The 18,983-nt window shown below is 43.4% G+C and carries 24 protein-coding genes; 6 read left to right on the top strand and 18 right to left on the bottom strand.

Annotation, left to right across the window (positions count from 1 at the left end):
• On the top strand, positions 1 to 238 hold a 238-nt coding region (locus NTX75_05910; GenBank protein MCX5815764.1), incomplete at its 5' end, for a response regulator.
• 169 nt (positions 239 to 407) lie between these two features.
• On the opposite strand, the gene NTX75_05905 is transcribed toward NTX75_05910, so the two are convergent.
• The 8 genes from NTX75_05905 to NTX75_05870 all read right to left on the bottom strand — a co-directional run bounded on the left by NTX75_05905 (position 408) and on the right by NTX75_05870 (position 7,049).
• Positions 408 to 1,586, bottom strand: coding sequence for a response regulator (locus tag NTX75_05905; GenBank protein ID MCX5815763.1), 1,179 nt, complete (start codon positions 1,584 to 1,586; stop codon positions 408 to 410).
• 18 nt (positions 1,587 to 1,604) lie between these two features.
• On the bottom strand, positions 1,605 to 2,462 hold the full coding sequence (locus tag NTX75_05900; GenBank protein MCX5815762.1) for an OmpA family protein: 858 nt from the start codon (positions 2,460 to 2,462) through the stop codon (positions 1,605 to 1,607).
• Positions 2,459 to 3,313 carry a flagellar motor stator protein MotA gene (motA, locus tag NTX75_05895; protein ID MCX5815761.1) on the bottom strand — a complete coding sequence of 285 codons (855 nt, stop codon included), beginning with the start codon at positions 3,311 to 3,313 and terminating at the stop codon, positions 2,459 to 2,461. The genes NTX75_05900 and motA overlap by 4 nt, the downstream gene beginning before the upstream one ends.
• 55 nt (positions 3,314 to 3,368) lie before the next feature.
• On the bottom strand, positions 3,369 to 5,012 hold the full coding sequence (locus NTX75_05890; GenBank protein MCX5815760.1) for a methyl-accepting chemotaxis protein: 1,644 nt from the start codon (positions 5,010 to 5,012) through the stop codon (positions 3,369 to 3,371).
• Between the two features lie 36 nt (positions 5,013 to 5,048).
• The gene (locus tag NTX75_05885; GenBank protein MCX5815759.1) at positions 5,049 to 5,507 is read right to left on the bottom strand and encodes a cache domain-containing protein; all 459 of its coding nucleotides are present in this window, start codon (positions 5,505 to 5,507) and stop codon (positions 5,049 to 5,051) included.
• A gap of 30 nt (positions 5,508 to 5,537) precedes the next feature.
• Positions 5,538 to 5,990 carry a cache domain-containing protein gene (locus tag NTX75_05880; protein ID MCX5815758.1) on the bottom strand — a complete coding sequence of 151 codons (453 nt, stop codon included), beginning with the start codon at positions 5,988 to 5,990 and terminating at the stop codon, positions 5,538 to 5,540.
• Positions 5,991 to 6,062: 72 nt separating this feature from the next.
• Positions 6,063 to 6,755, bottom strand: coding sequence for a hypothetical protein (locus tag NTX75_05875; protein ID MCX5815757.1), 693 nt, complete (start codon positions 6,753 to 6,755; stop codon positions 6,063 to 6,065).
• Positions 6,756 to 6,800: 45 nt separating this feature from the next.
• Positions 6,801 to 7,049 (bottom strand): hypothetical protein, encoded by a 249-nt coding sequence (locus NTX75_05870; protein ID MCX5815756.1) that lies wholly within the window; start codon positions 7,047 to 7,049, stop codon positions 6,801 to 6,803.
• Positions 7,050 to 7,369: 320 nt separating this feature from the next.
• Between NTX75_05870 and NTX75_05865 the strand changes: the two genes are divergently transcribed.
• The 5 genes from NTX75_05865 (at position 7,370) to NTX75_05845 (ending at position 10,473) form a co-directional block, all read left to right on the top strand.
• On the top strand, positions 7,370 to 7,744 hold the full coding sequence (locus tag NTX75_05865) for a response regulator (protein MCX5815755.1): 375 nt from the start codon (positions 7,370 to 7,372) through the stop codon (positions 7,742 to 7,744).
• A 20-nt stretch (positions 7,745 to 7,764) separates the two neighbouring features.
• A complete protein-coding gene (locus tag NTX75_05860; GenBank protein ID MCX5815754.1) occupies positions 7,765 to 8,247 on the top strand; it encodes a chemotaxis protein CheX in 483 nt (160 codons plus the stop codon).
• 155 nt (positions 8,248 to 8,402) lie between these two features.
• Entirely contained in the window at positions 8,403 to 8,699 is a 297-nt protein-coding gene (locus tag NTX75_05855; GenBank protein ID MCX5815753.1) for a hypothetical protein, read from the top strand.
• Entirely contained in the window at positions 8,692 to 9,531 is an 840-nt protein-coding gene (locus NTX75_05850; protein MCX5815752.1) for an HDOD domain-containing protein, read from the top strand. The genes NTX75_05855 and NTX75_05850 overlap by 8 nt, the downstream gene beginning before the upstream one ends.
• An 18-nt stretch (positions 9,532 to 9,549) precedes the next feature.
• Entirely contained in the window at positions 9,550 to 10,473 is a 924-nt protein-coding gene (locus NTX75_05845; GenBank protein MCX5815751.1) for a diguanylate cyclase, read from the top strand.
• A gap of 134 nt (positions 10,474 to 10,607) precedes the next feature.
• On the opposite strand, the gene NTX75_05840 is transcribed toward NTX75_05845, so the two are convergent.
• The 10 genes from NTX75_05840 to NTX75_05795 form a co-directional block, all read right to left on the bottom strand.
• Positions 10,608 to 11,015 (bottom strand): PilZ domain-containing protein, encoded by a 408-nt coding sequence (locus tag NTX75_05840; protein MCX5815750.1) that lies wholly within the window; start codon positions 11,013 to 11,015, stop codon positions 10,608 to 10,610.
• A gap of 164 nt (positions 11,016 to 11,179) precedes the next feature.
• Positions 11,180 to 11,827, bottom strand: coding sequence for a hypothetical protein (locus NTX75_05835; protein MCX5815749.1), 648 nt, complete (start codon positions 11,825 to 11,827; stop codon positions 11,180 to 11,182).
• Positions 11,828 to 11,840: 13 nt separating this feature from the next.
• Positions 11,841 to 13,010, bottom strand: coding sequence for a hypothetical protein (locus tag NTX75_05830; protein ID MCX5815748.1), 1,170 nt, complete (start codon positions 13,008 to 13,010; stop codon positions 11,841 to 11,843).
• Positions 12,976 to 14,160, bottom strand: coding sequence for a pyridoxal phosphate-dependent aminotransferase family protein (locus NTX75_05825; GenBank protein MCX5815747.1), 1,185 nt, complete (start codon positions 14,158 to 14,160; stop codon positions 12,976 to 12,978). Before NTX75_05825 ends, NTX75_05830 begins: the two co-directional genes overlap by 35 nt.
• 14 nt (positions 14,161 to 14,174) lie before the next feature.
• On the bottom strand, positions 14,175 to 15,155 hold the full coding sequence (locus NTX75_05820; GenBank protein ID MCX5815746.1) for an NAD-dependent epimerase/dehydratase family protein: 981 nt from the start codon (positions 15,153 to 15,155) through the stop codon (positions 14,175 to 14,177).
• A 477-nt stretch (positions 15,156 to 15,632) separates the two neighbouring features.
• Entirely contained in the window at positions 15,633 to 15,974 is a 342-nt protein-coding gene (locus NTX75_05815; protein ID MCX5815745.1) for an XRE family transcriptional regulator, read from the bottom strand.
• The gene (locus NTX75_05810) at positions 15,971 to 16,285 is read right to left on the bottom strand and encodes a type II toxin-antitoxin system RelE/ParE family toxin (GenBank protein ID MCX5815744.1); all 315 of its coding nucleotides are present in this window, start codon (positions 16,283 to 16,285) and stop codon (positions 15,971 to 15,973) included. Before NTX75_05810 ends, NTX75_05815 begins: the two co-directional genes overlap by 4 nt.
• Before the next feature lie 82 nt (positions 16,286 to 16,367).
• On the bottom strand, positions 16,368 to 16,643 hold the full coding sequence (locus NTX75_05805; GenBank protein MCX5815743.1) for a hypothetical protein: 276 nt from the start codon (positions 16,641 to 16,643) through the stop codon (positions 16,368 to 16,370).
• 174 nt (positions 16,644 to 16,817) lie between these two features.
• Positions 16,818 to 17,831 (bottom strand): DUF4922 domain-containing protein, encoded by a 1,014-nt coding sequence (locus tag NTX75_05800; GenBank protein MCX5815742.1) that lies wholly within the window; start codon positions 17,829 to 17,831, stop codon positions 16,818 to 16,820.
• Positions 17,832 to 18,044: 213 nt separating this feature from the next.
• On the bottom strand, positions 18,045 to 18,983 hold a 939-nt coding region (locus NTX75_05795; GenBank protein ID MCX5815741.1), incomplete at its 5' end, for a glycosyltransferase family 2 protein.

Genomic DNA, 18,983 nt, shown 5'->3' with positions numbered 1-18,983 from the left:
GGAGAAAAGAAACGAAATCGATCTGGTCATTCTGGACATGATCATACCGGGAATATCGGGGGGAGAGACCTTCGATCGTCTTCGCGAGATCAATCCCGATGCCAAGGTGCTTCTTTCCAGCGGGTACAGCATCAACGGACAGGCGCAGGAGATTATGGACCGCGGATGCAACGGGTTTATCCAGAAGCCCTTTCATCTTGGAAAACTATCCAGCAAGATCAGGGAGATGTTAGACTGAAGGGATAAAGGCAGTGAATAGTAAAAACAGGAAGATAAGATAAAGAATTTTAAGGATTTGAAGATATGGCAAAAGAGTCCTGTCCCCGAACGGGGGGAATGACAATGAGCGTGATAAAATGTCTTTGACTATTCACTGAAGTAACAGCGAAAGGGCCAAGGGGCAAGGTTTATGGCTTATATGCAGAAACTCCTCCAACAATAGGGTCTACAATGTCACGTTCCAGTATAATCTCAACCATCCTCTCCGTTAACACAACTCCTTTTGGAAGTATCTTTATGCCGGATACAGAGTATAGATCCTCTTCCAGCACCATTCCTGCTTTGAGCTCTTCTATCGGGATCTTGTTTTTGCTGATGGAAAATCCTTTTTCATTTTCCATCAGATAATTAACAAGGTATGTTGAAATAACAGGATCAAGTTTTGTGTTCATCGCTGATCGTATCTGTTCTATGACCTCCTGTGAGGAAAGTCCCATCATGAATAATTCTTCCTGAAAGATAATTGCCCGTAAAATCTTCGCCCCGATGGTAATTTCATCTTTCATTAGACCATCAGGCGTACCGGAGCCATCAAAATTTTCACATTGATGGCATACATCATAAGCGGCATCAGAATAGCCGGTAAAGGTGGATACTATTATAGAGCCGATTACGGGAAATCGATAATACAATTCTATCTTATGCGGCTCCAAACCTTTTAAATCGGACTTAATAAGCTTTTCGGGTAGACCTATTTTTCCTATTTCATGTAATACTGCGCCAAATACAATATTTTTCTTCACTTCCTCGTCGAGTTCAAGTTTTCCTGCAATGTATTTTGCAATAGCCCTTGCAATATCAGCCCTGTTTCCTGCTCCTGGAATCTGCATTTCAAGAATCTTAAGCAAAACCACAACAAGTTCTTTGAAATTTTTCTTCAGTTGTTCATTAGCCACTTGAAGTTTCTGTTTTTCTTTCATCAGTTCGTTTTGAAGAGTCTTAATCTTAAGGAAGGCCTTTACTTTACCAAGCAGGACTTTTGTTGATATCGTTTTTTCGATATAGTCATCCACACCCCCTTCAAGCCCCTCGATCTTCTTGGCTACATCAGTTTCAGCGGTGAGGAGGATAAAGATGGTGTTTGAAAGTTCTGTGTCATTTTTTATTTCCCGGCAAAACTCAAGGCCATCCTTTCCTGGCATGTAATAATCGCTGATGATGATATCCGGCCTGATATCTCTCGCAATCTCAATACCCTCTTCTGCGTTGCCTGCCTGATAAATTTGATATGTCTGATCTTTTGACAGTAAGGCATTGAGCAGTTTAAGGGCTGAGGGGCTGTCATCTACAATAAGAATTGTGTGCATATTTATACTTTAATCCTTCTATTTGGCCTGCTGAGATGTTTTGCCTTCTGTTGATTTATTACCATCAGGTTGTTGGGGGATTGCTACGACAATGTTAACCCTTCTGTTCGCAAAGTCCAGGGGTTTGTCCGGATGCTTCAGGAACCTGTCCGCATATCCCCTTACTTCTCTAATCTGGTCTTTTCTTAGACCATTTTCCCCGAGGAGTTTTCTTGCAGAATTAGCCCTTTCCGTACTTAATTCCCAGTTAGAGTATCCGGGGGTAATATAGGGGCGCGCATCAGTATGACCCTCTATTATTACCTGATTGGATAGTTTTCCGATTTCTTCCGCAAGGAGTCTCAGTAGTTTTATCGTTTCCGGTTTTACTTTCGAGCTTCCCACATCGAAGAATAAACCCTGTGAATTCTCAATGAGTTCAATCTTCATACCATCTTTTGAAACACTTACATTTATCTTGTCTTTAAACTTTTCAAATGCAGGGACTGAAGAGATAATCTTTTCAATTTTTATGCTTTCTGTCTTTAGTTTTTCCATCTCACGATTTACTAAAGCAGCTTGTGTTTGGATTGCCTGAAGCGCCCTGGACGTCTCAGTTGCTTCCGGTTTCGGGAAAAGTACGGGCGCAGGGGGGGATTGCGACTGACCTGCATGTATTCCACTTCCTCCGGCAAGAATAGTCGGATCCTTAAAATAAGCTGAAATGGCTTGTTTTACACCGTTGTTTTGACCTACTATCCATAACACAATGAATAGCGCCATCATGGCAGTAACAAAGTCAGCGTATGCTACCTTCCATGCACCTCCATGATGTCCTCCGCCATGTTTTTTCTTTACAACGATTCTTACTGACATCTGATGTTTATCTTCACTCATTTTGACTCCTTCACATAGCTTTCCATCTCTTGAAACGATGGGCGAAAGTCACTCGAAATTGCCCTTCGTGCAAATTCAACTGCTACAATAGGATTTAAGCCTTTGGCGGCACATATTATTCCTGATTTAATTACGACATAGATTCCTGATTCATCGTCATTAGCAAGGTCCATATTTGTAGCGACGGGTTGAATAAACCCGTAAGATAGAAAAATACCAAGGAAAGTTCCAACAAGTGCTGCTGCAACTTTCTGTCCAATTTCTTCAGGAGGACCGGTTATGGCTTGCATCGTTATGATTATTCCGAGTACCGCCGCTACGATGCCAAGGCCTGGTAAGGAATCTCCTATCTTCTGAAGAATCATGCCTGGTTTTGTACCTTCACTATGATGCAATTCAATATCTGCATCCATAAGTATTTCAATTTCTTGTGGAGGTACGCCGCCCATTATGACAAGGCGTAATGTGTCTGAAGTAAATTCGATAAGATGAGTTTGACTAAGAAATACAGGGTATTTTTGAAAAATTGCACTTTCTGCTGGTTTTTCAATGTGTGATTCAATGGCAATAAGTCCCTCTTTTCTGATAACACTGAATAATTCATAGAGCAGTTTAAGAAGGTCGAGATACATTTGTTTATTGATTTTGCTGGCTTTTAGAGTTCCTAACGCATTTTTAATGAGCTTTTTAAGCAGTTTGCCTGGAGTGGAGATAAGCAATGCACCAATGGCTGATCCCCCGATGATGATATACTCTGCAATTTGTACGAGAACGAGAAGGGGGCCACCCGCCTCCATATAGCCCCCTATAACAGATATAAGGACAACTGCACAACCAATTATTACAAGCACTTCATCGCCTTCTTATACATTTTGTTTTATAATAATCCCTTTCTCCATTCCTGCCTTATACAGTGAACTGTCCTATGGACTTCTGCAAATCTTTCGAGAGGTTCGCAAGCTGGGCTGCAGCATCAGCGTTCTCCTGAATATTTCTTGCAGTCTGTTGCATAACCTCTGATATCTGCTGGATGTTATTCGCAATCTCATTCGTGGTAGCTGTTTGCTCTTCAGAGGCAACAGCGATCTGGTTCACTTCTGTCGTTACAGTGCTGATCTGCATGAGAATGTCTTTTAATGCATCACCGGATTTCTTTGCCTCTTCGCTCCCGGCTTCAACCTCTCTTACTCCCTCTTCCATTGAAGTTACAGCGCTTTTTGTCTCTAACTGCATTGCCTGAATTGTTTGAGCGATTTCTTTTGTTGCTTCAGTAGTCCTTTCTGCAAGTTTACGGACCTCGTCAGCAACAACTGCAAAACCTCTCCCGTGTTCGCCAGCCCTTGCTGCCTCAATCGCTGCATTTAAGGCGAGGAGATTTGTCTGATCGGCGATATCGTTAATAAGTCCCACTACCGGACCGATCTGGTCAGACCTTTCCCCAAGCTTTTGATTAATCCTGGCAGACTGTTTTACCATTTCTTTGATTTGATTCATTGTTGCAACTGTTTTGCGGACTATAATTTCTCCGCTTTCAGCAGAAGTATTTGCCTTGTCGGCGCTCTTCGCTACCATTAAGCAGTTCTGGGCAATCTCCGAGGAGGTAGTAGACATCTCCTCGCTGGCCGTTGCTACGGAATTTACCTGGGTTGCCGCCTCTTCCACGGCTGCCGCCATTTGTTCAGCGCTGCTGTTGAGCGTGTTTGTGGCCGAAGTGACCTTATTGCTGCTTTCTGCAACCTTCATGATAGTTTCGTGGAGCCTTTCCACAAAGGAGTTAAAATGGTTGCCCATTTCCCCTATTTCATCTCTTGAGAGGATATCAACCCTTTTCGTGAGATCACCCTGTGCGATATATTCCATTACCTCGATTGTCTTTTTGATGGGGGCAAGAATCAGCCTGCTCATGCCTATACTTATAAAAAGAGACAACGCAATCGCAATACACAGCACTATAGCCATGACTACAAGGCTTCTGTTAAACACTTTGAGAGAAAACTCATAACTCCCCTTGCTCAATTTATTCTCAAGGTCGAGTAGTTCCTGCAAGTTTTTGTTAAGGGTCTGAAACTTATCATCTGCAGTGCCCATAAACATGGTTGCTGAACTTACATCCCCGCTCGTGGATAGATCAATGACTCCTTCCACGGGTTTTTTGTATTCCGCGAGCTGCTCTGAGGCAGTTTGAAAGATCTTTTTCTCTTCAGGGGTGACGGCTTTTGAAGTTAATTTTTTCTGAATGCTCTCAATCGTTTTGTTAAGGGTTACCAACTGTTCCTTCCCGAGAGTATCTATCTTTGCTGCTTCATAATTGGCGTTTGTCCAGCTTATTACCTTGTAGGTATTTGCATGGATATTTGCAATATCGCTGACCATTTGAGCCACTGTCTCGTAATTCTTGAACTTGTTGTTATAGATGTCGTTAATGGCAGATTTTTGACTCACCAGCCCTATGTATGCCATTACCCCAAAAATGAAGAGAAACAGCATAACGGTAAGGGGAGCCAATAGCAGCTTTTTTGACATGCCAAGATTTGTAAGATACCGTTTCATAATAAGAACCTCTCTCTTTTCTGATCGCACCCCTTGCTATTTTTTGTAAAAACCGCAGCCTACCACCGTGTTGTCAACTTTCACAACATACGATGATTTTGGTTCAACCTTCTTGGTTACGGGGTTTGTCCACTTATAATCGTACCACGCCTTCCCGTCCGCCATTCCTTTATCGACCATGCCTTTTAGAAAAAAACTTCCGTCACTGTCCTTAAGGTCTTTGAAGTTCTTGCCAACCATCTTATCGTTCCCGCCATGAGCAAGCATATTGTATTTATCATCGAGGACAAAAATATACAGATCGTCTTTTTTGAACATGCCTGTCTGATTTTTTGTAAACTCACCATATGCCTTATCCTTGCCGTTCGCTTTGATATATTCTACCGCTTTTTTGACCATTGCCTCAGCGTCTGCTGCTGTACCTGCTGCAATAACCTCACCGACTACACCCATTAAAAACATGCACATAACGATTACTACCAATATCTTTTTCATTGTGTTACCTCCCGGAAAGATTCTTTTGAGCTATTTTTTGTATATTCCGCAACCAAGAACCATATTGTCAGACATCATATAGTATGTGGACTTATCTTCGATCTTTTTTGTTACAGGATTAGTCCATTTATAATCTACCCAGCCGCTCCCTTTTGCTTTTGCACCTTCAACGATGTCTTTGATAAAAAATTTGTCAGTTGCATCTTTAAGCCCAGACATGTCTTTGCCAACGAGTTTGGGGTTGCCGCCATGGGCAAGGGTTAAACCTTTTGGATCAAGAACAAAAATGTAGAGGTCATCTTTTTTGAACTGGGTACCATCAGTAAATTCTTTTAATGCCTTGTCCTTGCCGTTTGCCTTGATATATGCTGCCCCTTTTTTGACCATTGCCTCTGCTTCTGCTGCTGTACCTGCTGCAATAACCTCACCGACTACACCCATTAAAAACATGCACATAACGATTGCTACCAACATCTTTTTCATTGTGTTACCTCCTGAAAAGATTTTTTTGAAGCATTTTTACACCAAATCATTTATATATATCAGCCCTTTGCGTTAGGTTGTCTGAACGGAACTTTTTTCAAGACCGGCAACCATGACCCTAAGGCTTTCAACCCTATTTTTCCACCCTCTGAGATATTTTTCGTAAACATCCGGTTTGCTTTCAGCCAGACCGACATATCGCTGCTCCCTCATCTTGAGGTAAGTGTTTATATCTTTATTGGAACGGCTAAGTAGTTTCCTCGCCATTGCAGGGCTATTGACATAGGTGTCAAAATGGACGACACTCAAAGCCAGCGGAAGTGAAGATGCTCCTGATTTTTCCCAGATTTTACGGTAGATGATCTTTGCATCGTCTAACGTAATATTTTTGATATTGCCGTTATAACCATACTCCCTGGCTGTTGACTGAAGGATACCGTATTTTGATGATTCACCGCTCCCGCCATCCCGATGCACGAACTTCACGCCTTCTTGCTGAAGGACAAACTTTAATGCTTCATTAAATTTGTTAGCCGTTTCTCCTGTGCCATTGAAAGAATTCACAGCAGACGGAGTGGGCAACTGCTTCAACGACATTGTTTGGTTGTTTCCAGCCTGAAGTTTTTCTAAGCTTTGATTGAGGAGATTATTGAATCGCATATCAACTACACCATTCACACCATTCGTTTTCAGGATGTTCCCCCGTTTCTTCTGTAGAAGATGTGAGGTCAAAATCATATCGAGCATATTAGTATAGTCGGTCATATAATCAACTCAAGACATAGATGCAAGATGCAATATTTGTACCAGTTACTTATTTTTCATCCATAAATTCATATTTTTTAACATTTCCCAGGAATTTTCCTTGTCTTTTTCTGCCTGATCCTTTTTATCTGCCTGTGAAGAACCAATGGTATATACAGTTTTCTCCTCGTCCCTCTTGACATTGAGTTCGTCTTGTCCTGACTCGGAAGATGCAAGATGAGGAAAAACAAAAAGAAAAACGAAAATCATACCGGACAACAATATAAAAATGGCACTTCTTAGACGATTAGACATGTTTACTCCTCCATGATGTCAACTTAAAAACCATTATCGGTTTTTTTCTGGATTTATTAAGCATATTTTTTAATGATCGAGATTTTGCCCTGACGAGGATTGCCTTTGGGGTTTCGATGTTTTTTTATAAATTTTAGATTATTATAACATTGTTTTTGCGGATGAAACAAATTATAATATTTTGCGGATGAAACAAATATGAAATGAAATCCGGAAAATAATCTTTAAATTATCTTATTATCTTAAGTTTATTTTTTTTGGAACGATAATTTTACATGCAAGCAAAAGCATAATAAGAGTCTTTTTATGGAGGTTACAATATGAATGTCCTTGTGGTTGATGACTTTGCAACAATGAGGAAAATAATCAAGAACGTTTTAAGACAAATAGGGATCGAAAGTGTAATTGAAGCTGAGAACGGGAAAATGGCCCTTGATGTGTTAAAAAAGGAAGCGATAGACTTAATTATTAGCGACTGGATCATGCCGGAAATGACCGGAATAGATTTTTTGAAGGCATGTAAAAGCAATGATGAGATTAAAAATATTCCCTTCCTTATGGTCACGGCAGAAGCGCAGAAGGGGTGTATCATGGAGGCTATCAAATCGGGTGTTGACAATTATATAGTCAAGCCATTTACTCCTGATAAACTCCAGGCTGCGATCGAAAAGGCAAAGGCAAGAATTGGAAAATGAAGTAGATACCGGAGGGAGTCGTGGATATAAAATATATAAATCCATTTATTATTGCAACGCAAACAGTCTTTAAGACTATGTTAAGCATCAACGCTGACATGGGAAAACCCATTTTGAAAACTATCAACAGTGCTTCCGGTGATGTCACGGGTGTAATGGGATTGGTTGGTGACAAAAAGGGGACGGTGGCAATTAGCCTCAGGGAAAGAGGCGCAAAGTTTGTCTATAAAACCCTGGTCGGCGAAGAATGTGAGAGTATCAACAAGGATGTTGTTGATGCAATAGGTGAAATTACCAATATAATCTCTGGTCAGGCAAGAAAAGAGTTTGAGAAGAACGGGATAAACTTAAGTGCCGCCATGCCAATGGTTATAGTCGGGAAAGATGTTGAGTTGAACTTTATAACAAAAATACCAATAATATCACTCCCCTTTTACTTTCCTGTTGATAGCGGAAACAACGAAGACAAAGAAGTGATGTATGTAGATTTTTCATTCGAGTAAAGGGTTGACCGAAGAATCATTCTCGCTATTGATGGGTAGTTTACGTTTGATTTACCTTGAATTTTTTTAAAATTGCCGCTATACATTAAGGTTTTGATAAATCTGCTTAATTCAGGATTGAACTTTTTTGAAATAAACTTGCTGGAGGATTGAATTTGCCTAAAATCCTGTTAAATGAGCTTAAGCCTGGAATGAAGCTTGCGAAGCCGGTTTTGAATGAAGATGATATAACCTTGTTGGGCGAAGATACCGAATTGACTGAGGCAGTAATAGAGAAGTTGAAAACACTGGATGTTTACGCGGTTTATGTAAAAGGCGTGTCAAAACCCGATATGCCGAGGGAAGAAGCGCTGCTTGAATTGGATAAGAGATTTGAAAAGGTTGAGCATGAACCTTATATGGATATGTTAAAAAGGGTGTTGAAAGAACATATTGAAGGGCTTTATGGATAAGATCGACGCAAAGACGCTAAGATATAAAATTCAAAACATAGATACATTACCTACACTACCAGGGATTTTAAAAAAGATTTTGAAAGCGCTTGAAAATCCGAATGTGTCTCTTACGGAGATAGGCGCTTTCATATCTAATGACCCGGTTATTACAGCAAAGGTTCTAAAGATGGTGAATTCAGCGGTATATGGTTTTCCTGGCAGGATTTCGTCGGTGAGCCAGGCGGTAATCCTTCTCGGATTAAATGTTGTAAAGGGATTACTGCTCGGCGTATCTATCTTTGAACTTATGCAGGAAACCATGGTTGGACTCTGGGAACACTCCATGGGGTGTTCCATCGCCGCACGGCTTATTGCAAGAAAAAAGGGGTTAAAGGAACCAGAGGAGATATCTATTGCGGCCCTGCTCCATGATATAGGTAAGGTTATCCTTATTTTACAATACCCCGAACACTATAAGCACGCGATGAAACAGGCACAGGAGAGGGGCGTTGTGATTTCTTTGGCAGAAGAGGATGTATTTGCAGTTACACATGCAGATGCAGGTAGCTGGATTGCCGAAAAATGGAGATTTCCCGGAACACTGACAGAAGTAATCTGGCATCACCATAAACCTCGTTTATCAGGAACGTTTTCTATTGAGACTTCTATAGTTTACTTGGCCGATATCCTTGTGCGGGCAAGGGGTTTTGGTTTTGCCGGCGACAGTTTGGTTCCTGCCATAAATCCTGCCGTGTGGGAAAATCTTAAAATGACCGAAAATGATCTGAAGGATATATTAAAAGAGATGGAAGACTTAATAGAGGGTGCTGGTACGCTAATTCTTGAATGACATCTATGAAATGAAAATATGAAAACGATTGTTGTAGTTTCCGGTGACACGGTTTTAACAACTATTATTGTTAAAAATCTGGAACATTTGTATAATGTCATTGCATTTAGCGGGATTACATCCGCGCTTGACTATATATATAATTCCATACCAGATCTGGTGATTGTTAAAATTGACCTTAATGATACTACCGTGATTGATATTCTAAACAATATGAAGGAAGACCCTATTTTCAGTCAATTGCCTGTAATGGCTATTTTTCCTGCAAATGCCGCTATACCGGGATGGAACTCCTTTTTTATTGAAGACTATATCGGAATGCCTGATCTTGAAAGAGAGATGTTGCCAAGGGTTGAACTTTGTATTGTTAGATCCGAGAGGAGCGTTGAAATTAACCCTCTGACAAGGCTTCCGGGAAATATCTCAATCAACAAACAGATACAGGGCAGGCTCGACGCCGGTGAAGCTTTTGCCTTTGCGTACCTCGATATTGATCAATTCAAGCCTTTTAACGATAAATACGGGTTCAGCCGTGGAGACGAGGCCTTAAGGGTGGCTGGACGACTTATACTGAATATTGTGAAGAATAAACAGCCTCAAAACAGCTTTGCAGGACATATAGGTGGTGATGATTTCATATATATTATGCATGCTGACCTTATCGAAGAAGCATCGGCAGAAATCATTGATTCTTTTAAAAGAATCATTCAGACATTTTATGACCCGGAAGACAGAGACAAAGGTTTTATCCAATCTGTTGACAGACAGGGCAATCTAAAGGCGTTTCCTTTTATGACAATTTCTATCGGTATTGCAAATAATAAATTAGGGTATTTTTCCCACTATGGAGAAATCACAGAGATTGCGTCAAAGATGAAGGCGCATGCAAAACGTTTTAAGGACAGTTGCTTTAAGACAGACAAAAGATATAAACCCGGTTAATACAAACCTCAACCCCGAGCAAACACTGTAAATATTCCACTCACCCGATAATCTGCCATCGTTTCTTACAGGCTGGCCCTCGCCATCCGCACTGAATTGAATAGAAACAAAATTTCGCGATATGTTTCAGCGGCTTATCCTTTTAGATCGACCAAATGTTTTCGCTCTTCCAGGAAATCTTCAAGCTGTTGTATGGACTCTATGCTATATTCTTCCAGGCTGATCCCCATACCTCTCGGAAGCTTAGAATCACCGTCATTTACCCATTGTACATTTCCAACGATGTTGGCAAGAATCTTCGCATTCGGCGGTATATAAAAGGACATCACGATTTTGGTGCCTATCTGGAGGGGCCTTTCGGTTTGAATAAAAACGCCTCTCTCACTCATGTTTAGAATAAAACTCGTATATTCAACGGAAGTTTTTTCTCCATATTTAACAGAGAGACGTACCGGAAACCGGACGCTTCGACGATGTTCTCCTGATGGTGAGATTTCTTCAGCGCTTCCATTTAGATTGAGGAAGTATTTTTCCTTCATCATTTGCCCTCAGTCTGTTTACATATAACTGTTAATGTTGAATAAATCCCATATGCATAATGTTAATTCCACTCAATATGCTCCACCGGGAAAAATCTTCCATGTATGGTAAGAATACCAGACAACTTTTGGTAAAACAATAAAAGAATTCCCCCTGTCAGGAAGATTTACCTGGGAAGTGAGTTGATTAACTTTTGAATCTTTTCCGGATTTTTCTTTTTTGTTTCCTCTATGTAAGCCACGATGGCCTGAACCGTTTTAGTTACACCGCTTTTAACTTTAGAAGAAAAAATGGAGGCAAGCTTTGAATCAGGGTGAATAAGCGATTTATATTTCAAAAGGGTTTTCTTACCGTATGGGATGAAGTGGACCATTCCTTTACTGTCAACCAAAGAGTCCGACTCAACCAGATACCAACTGATTTCATATTCGTTATTCTCTAACTTTTTAAGGACATTTCCAGTGCAGTATTTGCTGTTCGCAAGCGGCCATGGGGTGAGCATTTCAAAATCTACGATTGTTTCATTCTCAGCTATTTTTTTTATGGGATCGGATTTAATCAAATCAGGAATATATGTTTTGTGATCCTGGTAATTTGAAAAAAGGGCCGCTGCTTCAACAGGCGATACATCAATCAGGGTAAAGACCGTTATTTCGGGCCAAGGGCATCTCGGAATCTTTTTGGAGTTAATAATCAGTTCCTTATTCACCAGTTTCGCCAGTTCCGCTTGAGTGGGTTGTGCAAGGGCAGTGCTGGAGAAACTCAAGGAAGCATACAGGATTAAAGTAAATACAAAAAATAATTTTAAAGCCATTTTCCGGCCTTGGTCAAACATACTTAATGTAACATCGCCGGCGCTTATGCTGGCGGGCGTCGAAGAATTTCCATTGGGCCTGGACTTTGCTATTGGTTTCCAGTTCAGGGTTGGTTTCCGCCTTGAGGATGTTATGGCGTACATAGATTTTATTGAATTCGTACATCAACATGGCATTGACACCTTTTCCCTGGAGGTTGGGCCGGACCGCGATCAGGCACATTTCGACCGTATCGTTTTTTCGCAAAGCCCTTAATAAATGAATAAATCCGAAAGGAAACAGCCTTCCCCATGCTTTCCGAAGGGCTAATGCCAAGGAGGGAACGGTAATGCCAAAGGCGGCCACCCGGTCCTCCCGGTCTAAAATAATCGAAATATAATCGTGCCGGACCAGTCTGAAATACTGGTTAGTGTACATATCAATTTGCTTTTCCGTCAGGGGAACCACCCCATAAAGACCTTCGTAGGATTCATTTAGAACATGAAATATCTCTTTTGCATAGGGGAGAAGTTCCTTGCCTCTTTTAATCTGCAAAACCTTGAGATGATTTTTTCGGGTAACGACCTCAGCGAGCCGCTTCAGCTTTTCATGAATACCTGCAGGTACTTTTACCTCGAATTCCACCCAGTCCACATCTTTTTTATATCCATTTTTCTCCAGATGGATCGGATAATAGGAGAAATTGTAGATCGTCCCCATGGTTCCAAGCTCTTCAAATCCTTCCACCAGCATTCCTTCGGGGTCCAGGTCGGTAAAACCAAGGGGTCCATGCACGGACTGCATTCCTTTTTCCTTAGCCCAGCATTCGACCGTCTTGAGCAGAGCCCCCGACACCTGTTCATCGTCGATAAACTCAATATAGCCGAACCGCAATGTGTTTTTCCCCCAGGTTTCGATGTAGTGGTTATTGAGGATTCCGGCAATTCGTCCGGCGGGTTTTCCATTTTTGAAGGCCAGCCAATATTTTACTTCGCAAAACTCAAAGGCCGGGTTTTTATCCCATCGGAATGTTTGCAGTTCAGTAAACCGCAACGGAGGCACCCAGAAGGCATTTCCGGCATACAGGGAATAGGGAAATGATACGAATTGCTTCAGGTCTCTGATCCCGGTTACCGGTTTTATTTCGACGTCCATGGCCTTTTCTGCCTTAAATGATCTCGAGTTGTTTTCCAACTTCTTCAAAGGCGGATAAAACCTGATCCAACTGTGAATCGGTGTGGGTGGCCATGAAACTGGTTCTTAGAAGCTCTCTTCCTGGAGGAACGGCGGGACTGACGATCGGATTGACGAAGACCCCCTTGTCAAATAGCAAACTGCACATTTTACAAGTCTTAGCGGCATCTTTGATCATAACCGGAATAATCGGCGTTTCGCTCGTTCCGGTATCGAATCCCAATGCTTTATACCCGTTGAGCATCTTCCGTGTATTCTTCCATAACTGTTCCAGAAGTTCCGGATCTTCGTCCACAACGTCCAACGCCGCACTTGCCGCCGCCACTAAAGCGGGCGGAAGGCTCGCGCTGAACATCATGGAGCGGGCCGTATGCTTGATATAATCAATGATCGTCTGATCCCCGACGATGAACCCGCCGATGGCGGCCAGTGATTTGCTGAAGGTCCCCATAATCAGGTCCACCTGGTCTTCCAATCCGAAATGTTCCGCGGTCCCCCGTCCCGTTTTACCCAGAACGCCAATTCCATGGGCATCATCCACCATGATCCTGGCTCCGTAGGTTTTTGCCAGTTTAACAATGGAGGGTAAGTCGGCGATATCGCCTTCCATACTGAAGACCCCATCCACGACGATCAACTGGCCATAATCCTTGTTGTCTTCGAGAACACGGTGCAGATCGTTCATATCGTTATGGCGGTATTTTTTCAGTTGGCCAAACGACAACCGACACCCATCGAGTATGCTGGCATGATCGTATTTATCAAGAATGGCGACATCGCTGCGTCCCAGCAACGTCGAGATTGTCCCCAGATTCGTCTGATATCCTGTCGCAAAAACCAGGGCCGCTTTCCGACGGAAAAATTTTGCCAGCTTACGTTCCAGCTCGGCGTGAATTTCAAGGTTCCCATTCAAAAATCGCGAACCGGCGCAACCGCTGCCGTATTTTTCCACGGCCTTGATGGCGGCTTCTTTTACCCGTGAATGGCAAGTTAATCCTAGGTAATTATTCGAGCCGATCATGATCACCCGACGGCCTCCCACGATGACTTCTGAATCCTGTGGGGATTGGATTTCCCGGAAGTAAAAATAATTCCCGGATTCTCGAAGTACACGGACTGCCTGGTCAACAAACTTACCGCATTTGTCAAAAATATCCATCGTTCGTTATTACCTCACAACCAATTGTTCTTACGATACCAGTCGACAGTGATTTCTGTCCCTTGAATCAGGTCGATCATTGGTCTGTATTCTAACATACTTTTCGCTTTGGTAATATCACAATTCCAATTTTCCTGCACTATTTCTTTTGCTTTACCGCGAGTAAGTAAACACGGCTGATCCGTAAAATGACATATCGTCTCGTTGATCGCTCCGATTCCACGAATCAGGCACCCAGGAACGGGCAAACGGAATGCCCTTGTTCTCATCGCAGCGGAAAACGCATCGCCAATTTCTTCCATCCGGTAACATCGACCGTCCGATATGAAAAAAATCTCGCCGTCTCCCACTCCGGTTCTACCGGATTTAACCAGTGAGTCCACCAAATCGCTCACGAAGCACATACTGATCCACCGGGTCACCCCCAGCAGACTGAATTTAATCTTTTTCGCGATAAGCCTTAAAAGAGATAAAAATGCGCGATCACGAGGCCCGTAAACCGCACTCGGGCGAAGAATAGTAACCGGAATGCGGCTGCGATAATCCAACACCACTTCCTCGCCGATCCGTTTGCTCTTACCATAAGATGAAATTGGAAAATTCGGATCCGATTCCGCCTTCATCCGTCCGTCAACGCCCGGACCCGAAGCCGCCTGGCTCGAAAGATAAACAAACTTCTCCATTTTCGGATTATGGTCCAAACAGGCCCGAATCAGATTCTCCGTTCCGCCGGCATTTATCGTAAAAAAATCTTCTTCGCGTTTCGCCTTCGTCGCACCGGCTAAATGGTAAACGCAATCCACCCCGGCGACGGCTGACGACAGGGAATCCTTATCAACACAATCGCCATATGCAATCTCTACCGGTAAATCCCTAAGCCAGCGCAGATCGCTCGTTCGGCGTACAAGACAACGGACCTTTGTTTCGCTTTGTACCAATTTCTCAACTAAATGGCTGCCGATAAACCCGTTGGCGCCTGTTACCAATGCCTTCAATGATCAGTTTCCTGTAATTTGGAAATTGACTGATAGGAATTTACTTTTCAGCATATGCTATAAATAACACAAGAAAAACAATTTCTCAACACGAACGTGTCGATCTGTTGAATGCCACATAATCTTGCATATCGAAAGAATATAACAAAAACAGAAGTTTAACCCCAATTACGTCCCATCGGTATGGCCCCGGAACGCTGTTGAGGCTTCGCCGTTGAACCTTTACCCTCGCTGCTCCGCTGCGCTTCCTTACCCTTGCAACGGTTCGCATCCATTCGGCCTTCTAACTTGCCGCTAGGCTTCGAACAAATCAGGCCGGTCCAGACGCGGCACTGGCCGCGGGCACATTTCTGCTTACCGGCAGGGTGCCCAAGGCAAGCTTGAAGTCGCTAATCGGGAAAAGGGCTCCGGCTCATGCTCCAATATTATTGGTTGTATGTATGTTTGGGCAACAGGCCGTCAAAACTCAACACTTCCTTAACTCGGAGAGTTTCCCCTTTCTATCTCCGCAGAAATGTCTTCAAATTGACTGATCTGAACAGAACCATCGGGGAACTTGGCGATGATTTCCAAGTCACCTCCCATGGCCTTGATAAAATTTCTTAATGTGCTGATATACATGTCTGTCCGCTTTTCAAGCTTCGATACCGCAGCCTGTTTGACGGACAGTGCTTGTGCCAATTGCTCCTGGCTTAAATGTCTGGCATGGCGCAATTCCTGTAAAGGCATTGCATCCAGTAGAGCTTTTGTCTTCTCAGCGGCCCTTTTCCGTGCAGCGGGCTTCATTTTTTCCCTTAGTATTGAATAAGGTTTGCTCATAATGCATCTCCCTGTTTGTTCTCGAAAGACTTCAAATGTTCCTCCAATATGTTTTCAGCCAAAGGCACATGTTTTTCATACCAGCGTGTACCACCTGTTTTTCTACCACCAATCAGAAGAATGGCTGTTCTGCGGGGATCAAAGGCATAAAGGATTCTATATGGTTTACCTTTGTGCTGAATCCTCAGCTCTCTTAGTGAGCCGTACCTGGTCCCTTTGACATCCGAACTGTAGGGGTACGGCAGATGAGGCCCCTTTTCTTCCAACAAACCGACAACCGCGTCAATATCGATCTGTTCTTCCTCGTCCAGACCAACCTACCATGCTTCAAATTCGTCGGTATATTCAACTTCCCATGCCATGAAAGAAATATAACCTCCAAGGAATATCCTGTCAACAGTTTTTGCTATAATGAACACCGTTTGAGCTCTTCACATTTTTCAAAATGATTAACCCGTTATAGAGTGTCAGTATTGACTTTCCAACGATTTTAAGAATCTCCGAAAACGTTTCGGAGAGTTCCGGTTCCTCAGAAAAAAGTATTAAAATTAAAATCGTGCGAAGCAGCGTACGTATTGACTTTGCGGAGATTTCAAGAGTTTCTGCCACTGTGGCAGAAAAACCTTCGGACACATAGTCGGTGAAAGGGAAAAACCTGGTACTATTCACGAATTGTCCCCAAAAACAGCACTTTAAGCCGTAAAAGTGGATTAAGGATTGATGGATTAAAGGATTAAGATAATCCATAATCCCTACTACTCCATAATCCAGTATTTTCAAGGGTTTGGTCCGACCCCAATCGAAAACGGAACAGTGCGCTATGGCAGGAAAAACCTTCAGTGTCTATGCCACGACTGCGAGGATACTGTCCACAATGCCGGCTTTAAGGGAGACCTCCCTGTAGATGCCCTCCACATCGGACGCATCGAGCCTTTCAAAATCACTTTCCACAGGGGTTACAATGACGCCGCCCATTTCGATAACAGCAGGGCTGACCACAACCCGGTAGTTATCTTTTTTGAAAAAGGCATCAGGACGGTGTTTTGCACGCGGGAAAACAAGGAGACGCCATCTTTCTTTTTTGTAGAAACCGGCGATACTCACCATTGGCTCCTCATCTGTATGAAGGACTTTTTTCATAGCCGCGAGGATCTCCTTAAACACGCTCGCAATATAAGCAGGATCATCTCCTTCAATTATGATAATCTCACGTCCAAGGTCCCTTGCGCGCAAAATATAAACACCGTCAACCCCGGTTATCACGGTAAGGTTCTTTTCTTCCAGGCATTCCTTTTCGATCGGCATCTGTCCGGATGGGATGACCTGAAAATGAAGGTGATCCGGTGCGGAAGCGCCGCATTTCGGTCCGTTATAGAGTATTGTCCAGCGGTCGCCAAAATCACCTGCGAGTCGAAGGAGGGTATCGATATGTTCAGCAATGGCCTGGGGATGATGGTTTAAACGGGAGATAGTTAAATGAGAAGGAAAAACAGGCGCCGGATTGCACAGGATAAGGTATAAATTCCGGTAGAAAATTCCTTTCTGACCTTCAGGAAGGTTGTTGAGGCAGAGGAAACATGGTCGCCCGTTTATCGCTTTTCCCTCCACATCGGCCATGGTGCTCCTGATTCTTCCGGGATTGTGCTGAACGCGGACAGAAAATCCATCACATGGAATCTCCCGTATCCTCACGTTCTTCAGCGATTCATACCCTTCGCGGAGTTGCAGCCATGTTTTTTTCTGTTCTGACAGGAGTTCGAGACAGAGGCCGGACAGGTTTGTCGAATTGTTGTCACCGGCAAAGGCGGCATATATCTTGAATACAGGGGTCGAGGGTTCAAGGGGCCAAGGGTTCAAGGGGATTTATTCTCCAATGTTTCTTCTTTTAGAAATCCATTTGTTATATTATGGGCCTCTTACAAAAGTACAAAAGTCGTCACTCCCACGAAAGTGGGAGTCCAGTAAAATCAACTATTTATGGACTCAGGTTCCCCGATAGGACCATTCGAGGACAAGCTTCACCGGAGTAACGGTTTCGGGGCTTTTTACGAGTTAATCATTTTAAGCATCTCACTTGGCCCCTTGAACCCTCGACCCCTTGAACCCTTCTTTCATCTCCTGCCTCGCGAGAATTTCATCAGTCCGGACCTTATCCTTAAAGGCGTCGTTACGGTTTGTCTCTTCTACAGAAAGCCCCGCATCGGTATTTCCCTCCCAGCGCCTGCAAAGGTAGAGACTCTCATAAATTCTCCCGATCCGGTATTCCCGTGAGATCCGAAGTGCCGCCGCATAATCCTCACCATAGCTTACATTCATAAATCCTGTCTTGCGCATCAGGCTGGTGCTGAATGCCCGCGGGGCGCCAAGACCGTTTATACGCAAGGCATTATTGTGACCATTATCGTAAGTCCATTCGGAATGGTCGATGAGCCCCGGTGGAATAACTTCAAGATTGAAATTGACAATGGCGTATGAACCGATTACCATTGCGTAGTTTCCCTCACGGAGCATGTCGACGATTTTCCGGAGGGTGTCGGTACCGCCATAGAGGTCATCAGAATCAAGCTGAACCACGTAGCGCCCGCAAGCCTCACTGTAAATGGCTTCGTTCCAGCATCCGCCGATGCCGAGATCGGTCCTCGCGGGGATGACAAGTTTCAGGGCTGGATATTGCGTGGCCAGACCTGAGAGGACAGCCGTTGTCCCATCTGTGGAGTGATTGTCCACAACGATGACATTGAAAGGAAAATCCGTTTCCTGCGAAAAAGCGCTTTTCACGGCATCAGAAATTGTTTCTTTACGGTTCTTTACGGGTATGATTATTGATGCCTCTGTGGAAAAAGGCTGTGATTCATTGTCGGCCTTTCTCAGACCGTCTGCCGGAAGATATGCCACTATCTTTCTGAGATAATCAGTAAATACGAGTTCCATCTCCTTCTGAACGGACTGGTTTCGTGGATCCACATAGGCAAAGCGTTTCCCGGCATCTGTGGAATTGCCCTCCCCGGC

It is taken from the genome of Pseudomonadota bacterium, from assembly GCA_026388315.1.
GTDB lineage: Bacteria > Desulfobacterota > Syntrophorhabdia > Syntrophorhabdales > Syntrophorhabdaceae > MWEV01.
This window is presented reverse-complemented; position numbering and strand designations above follow the sequence as displayed.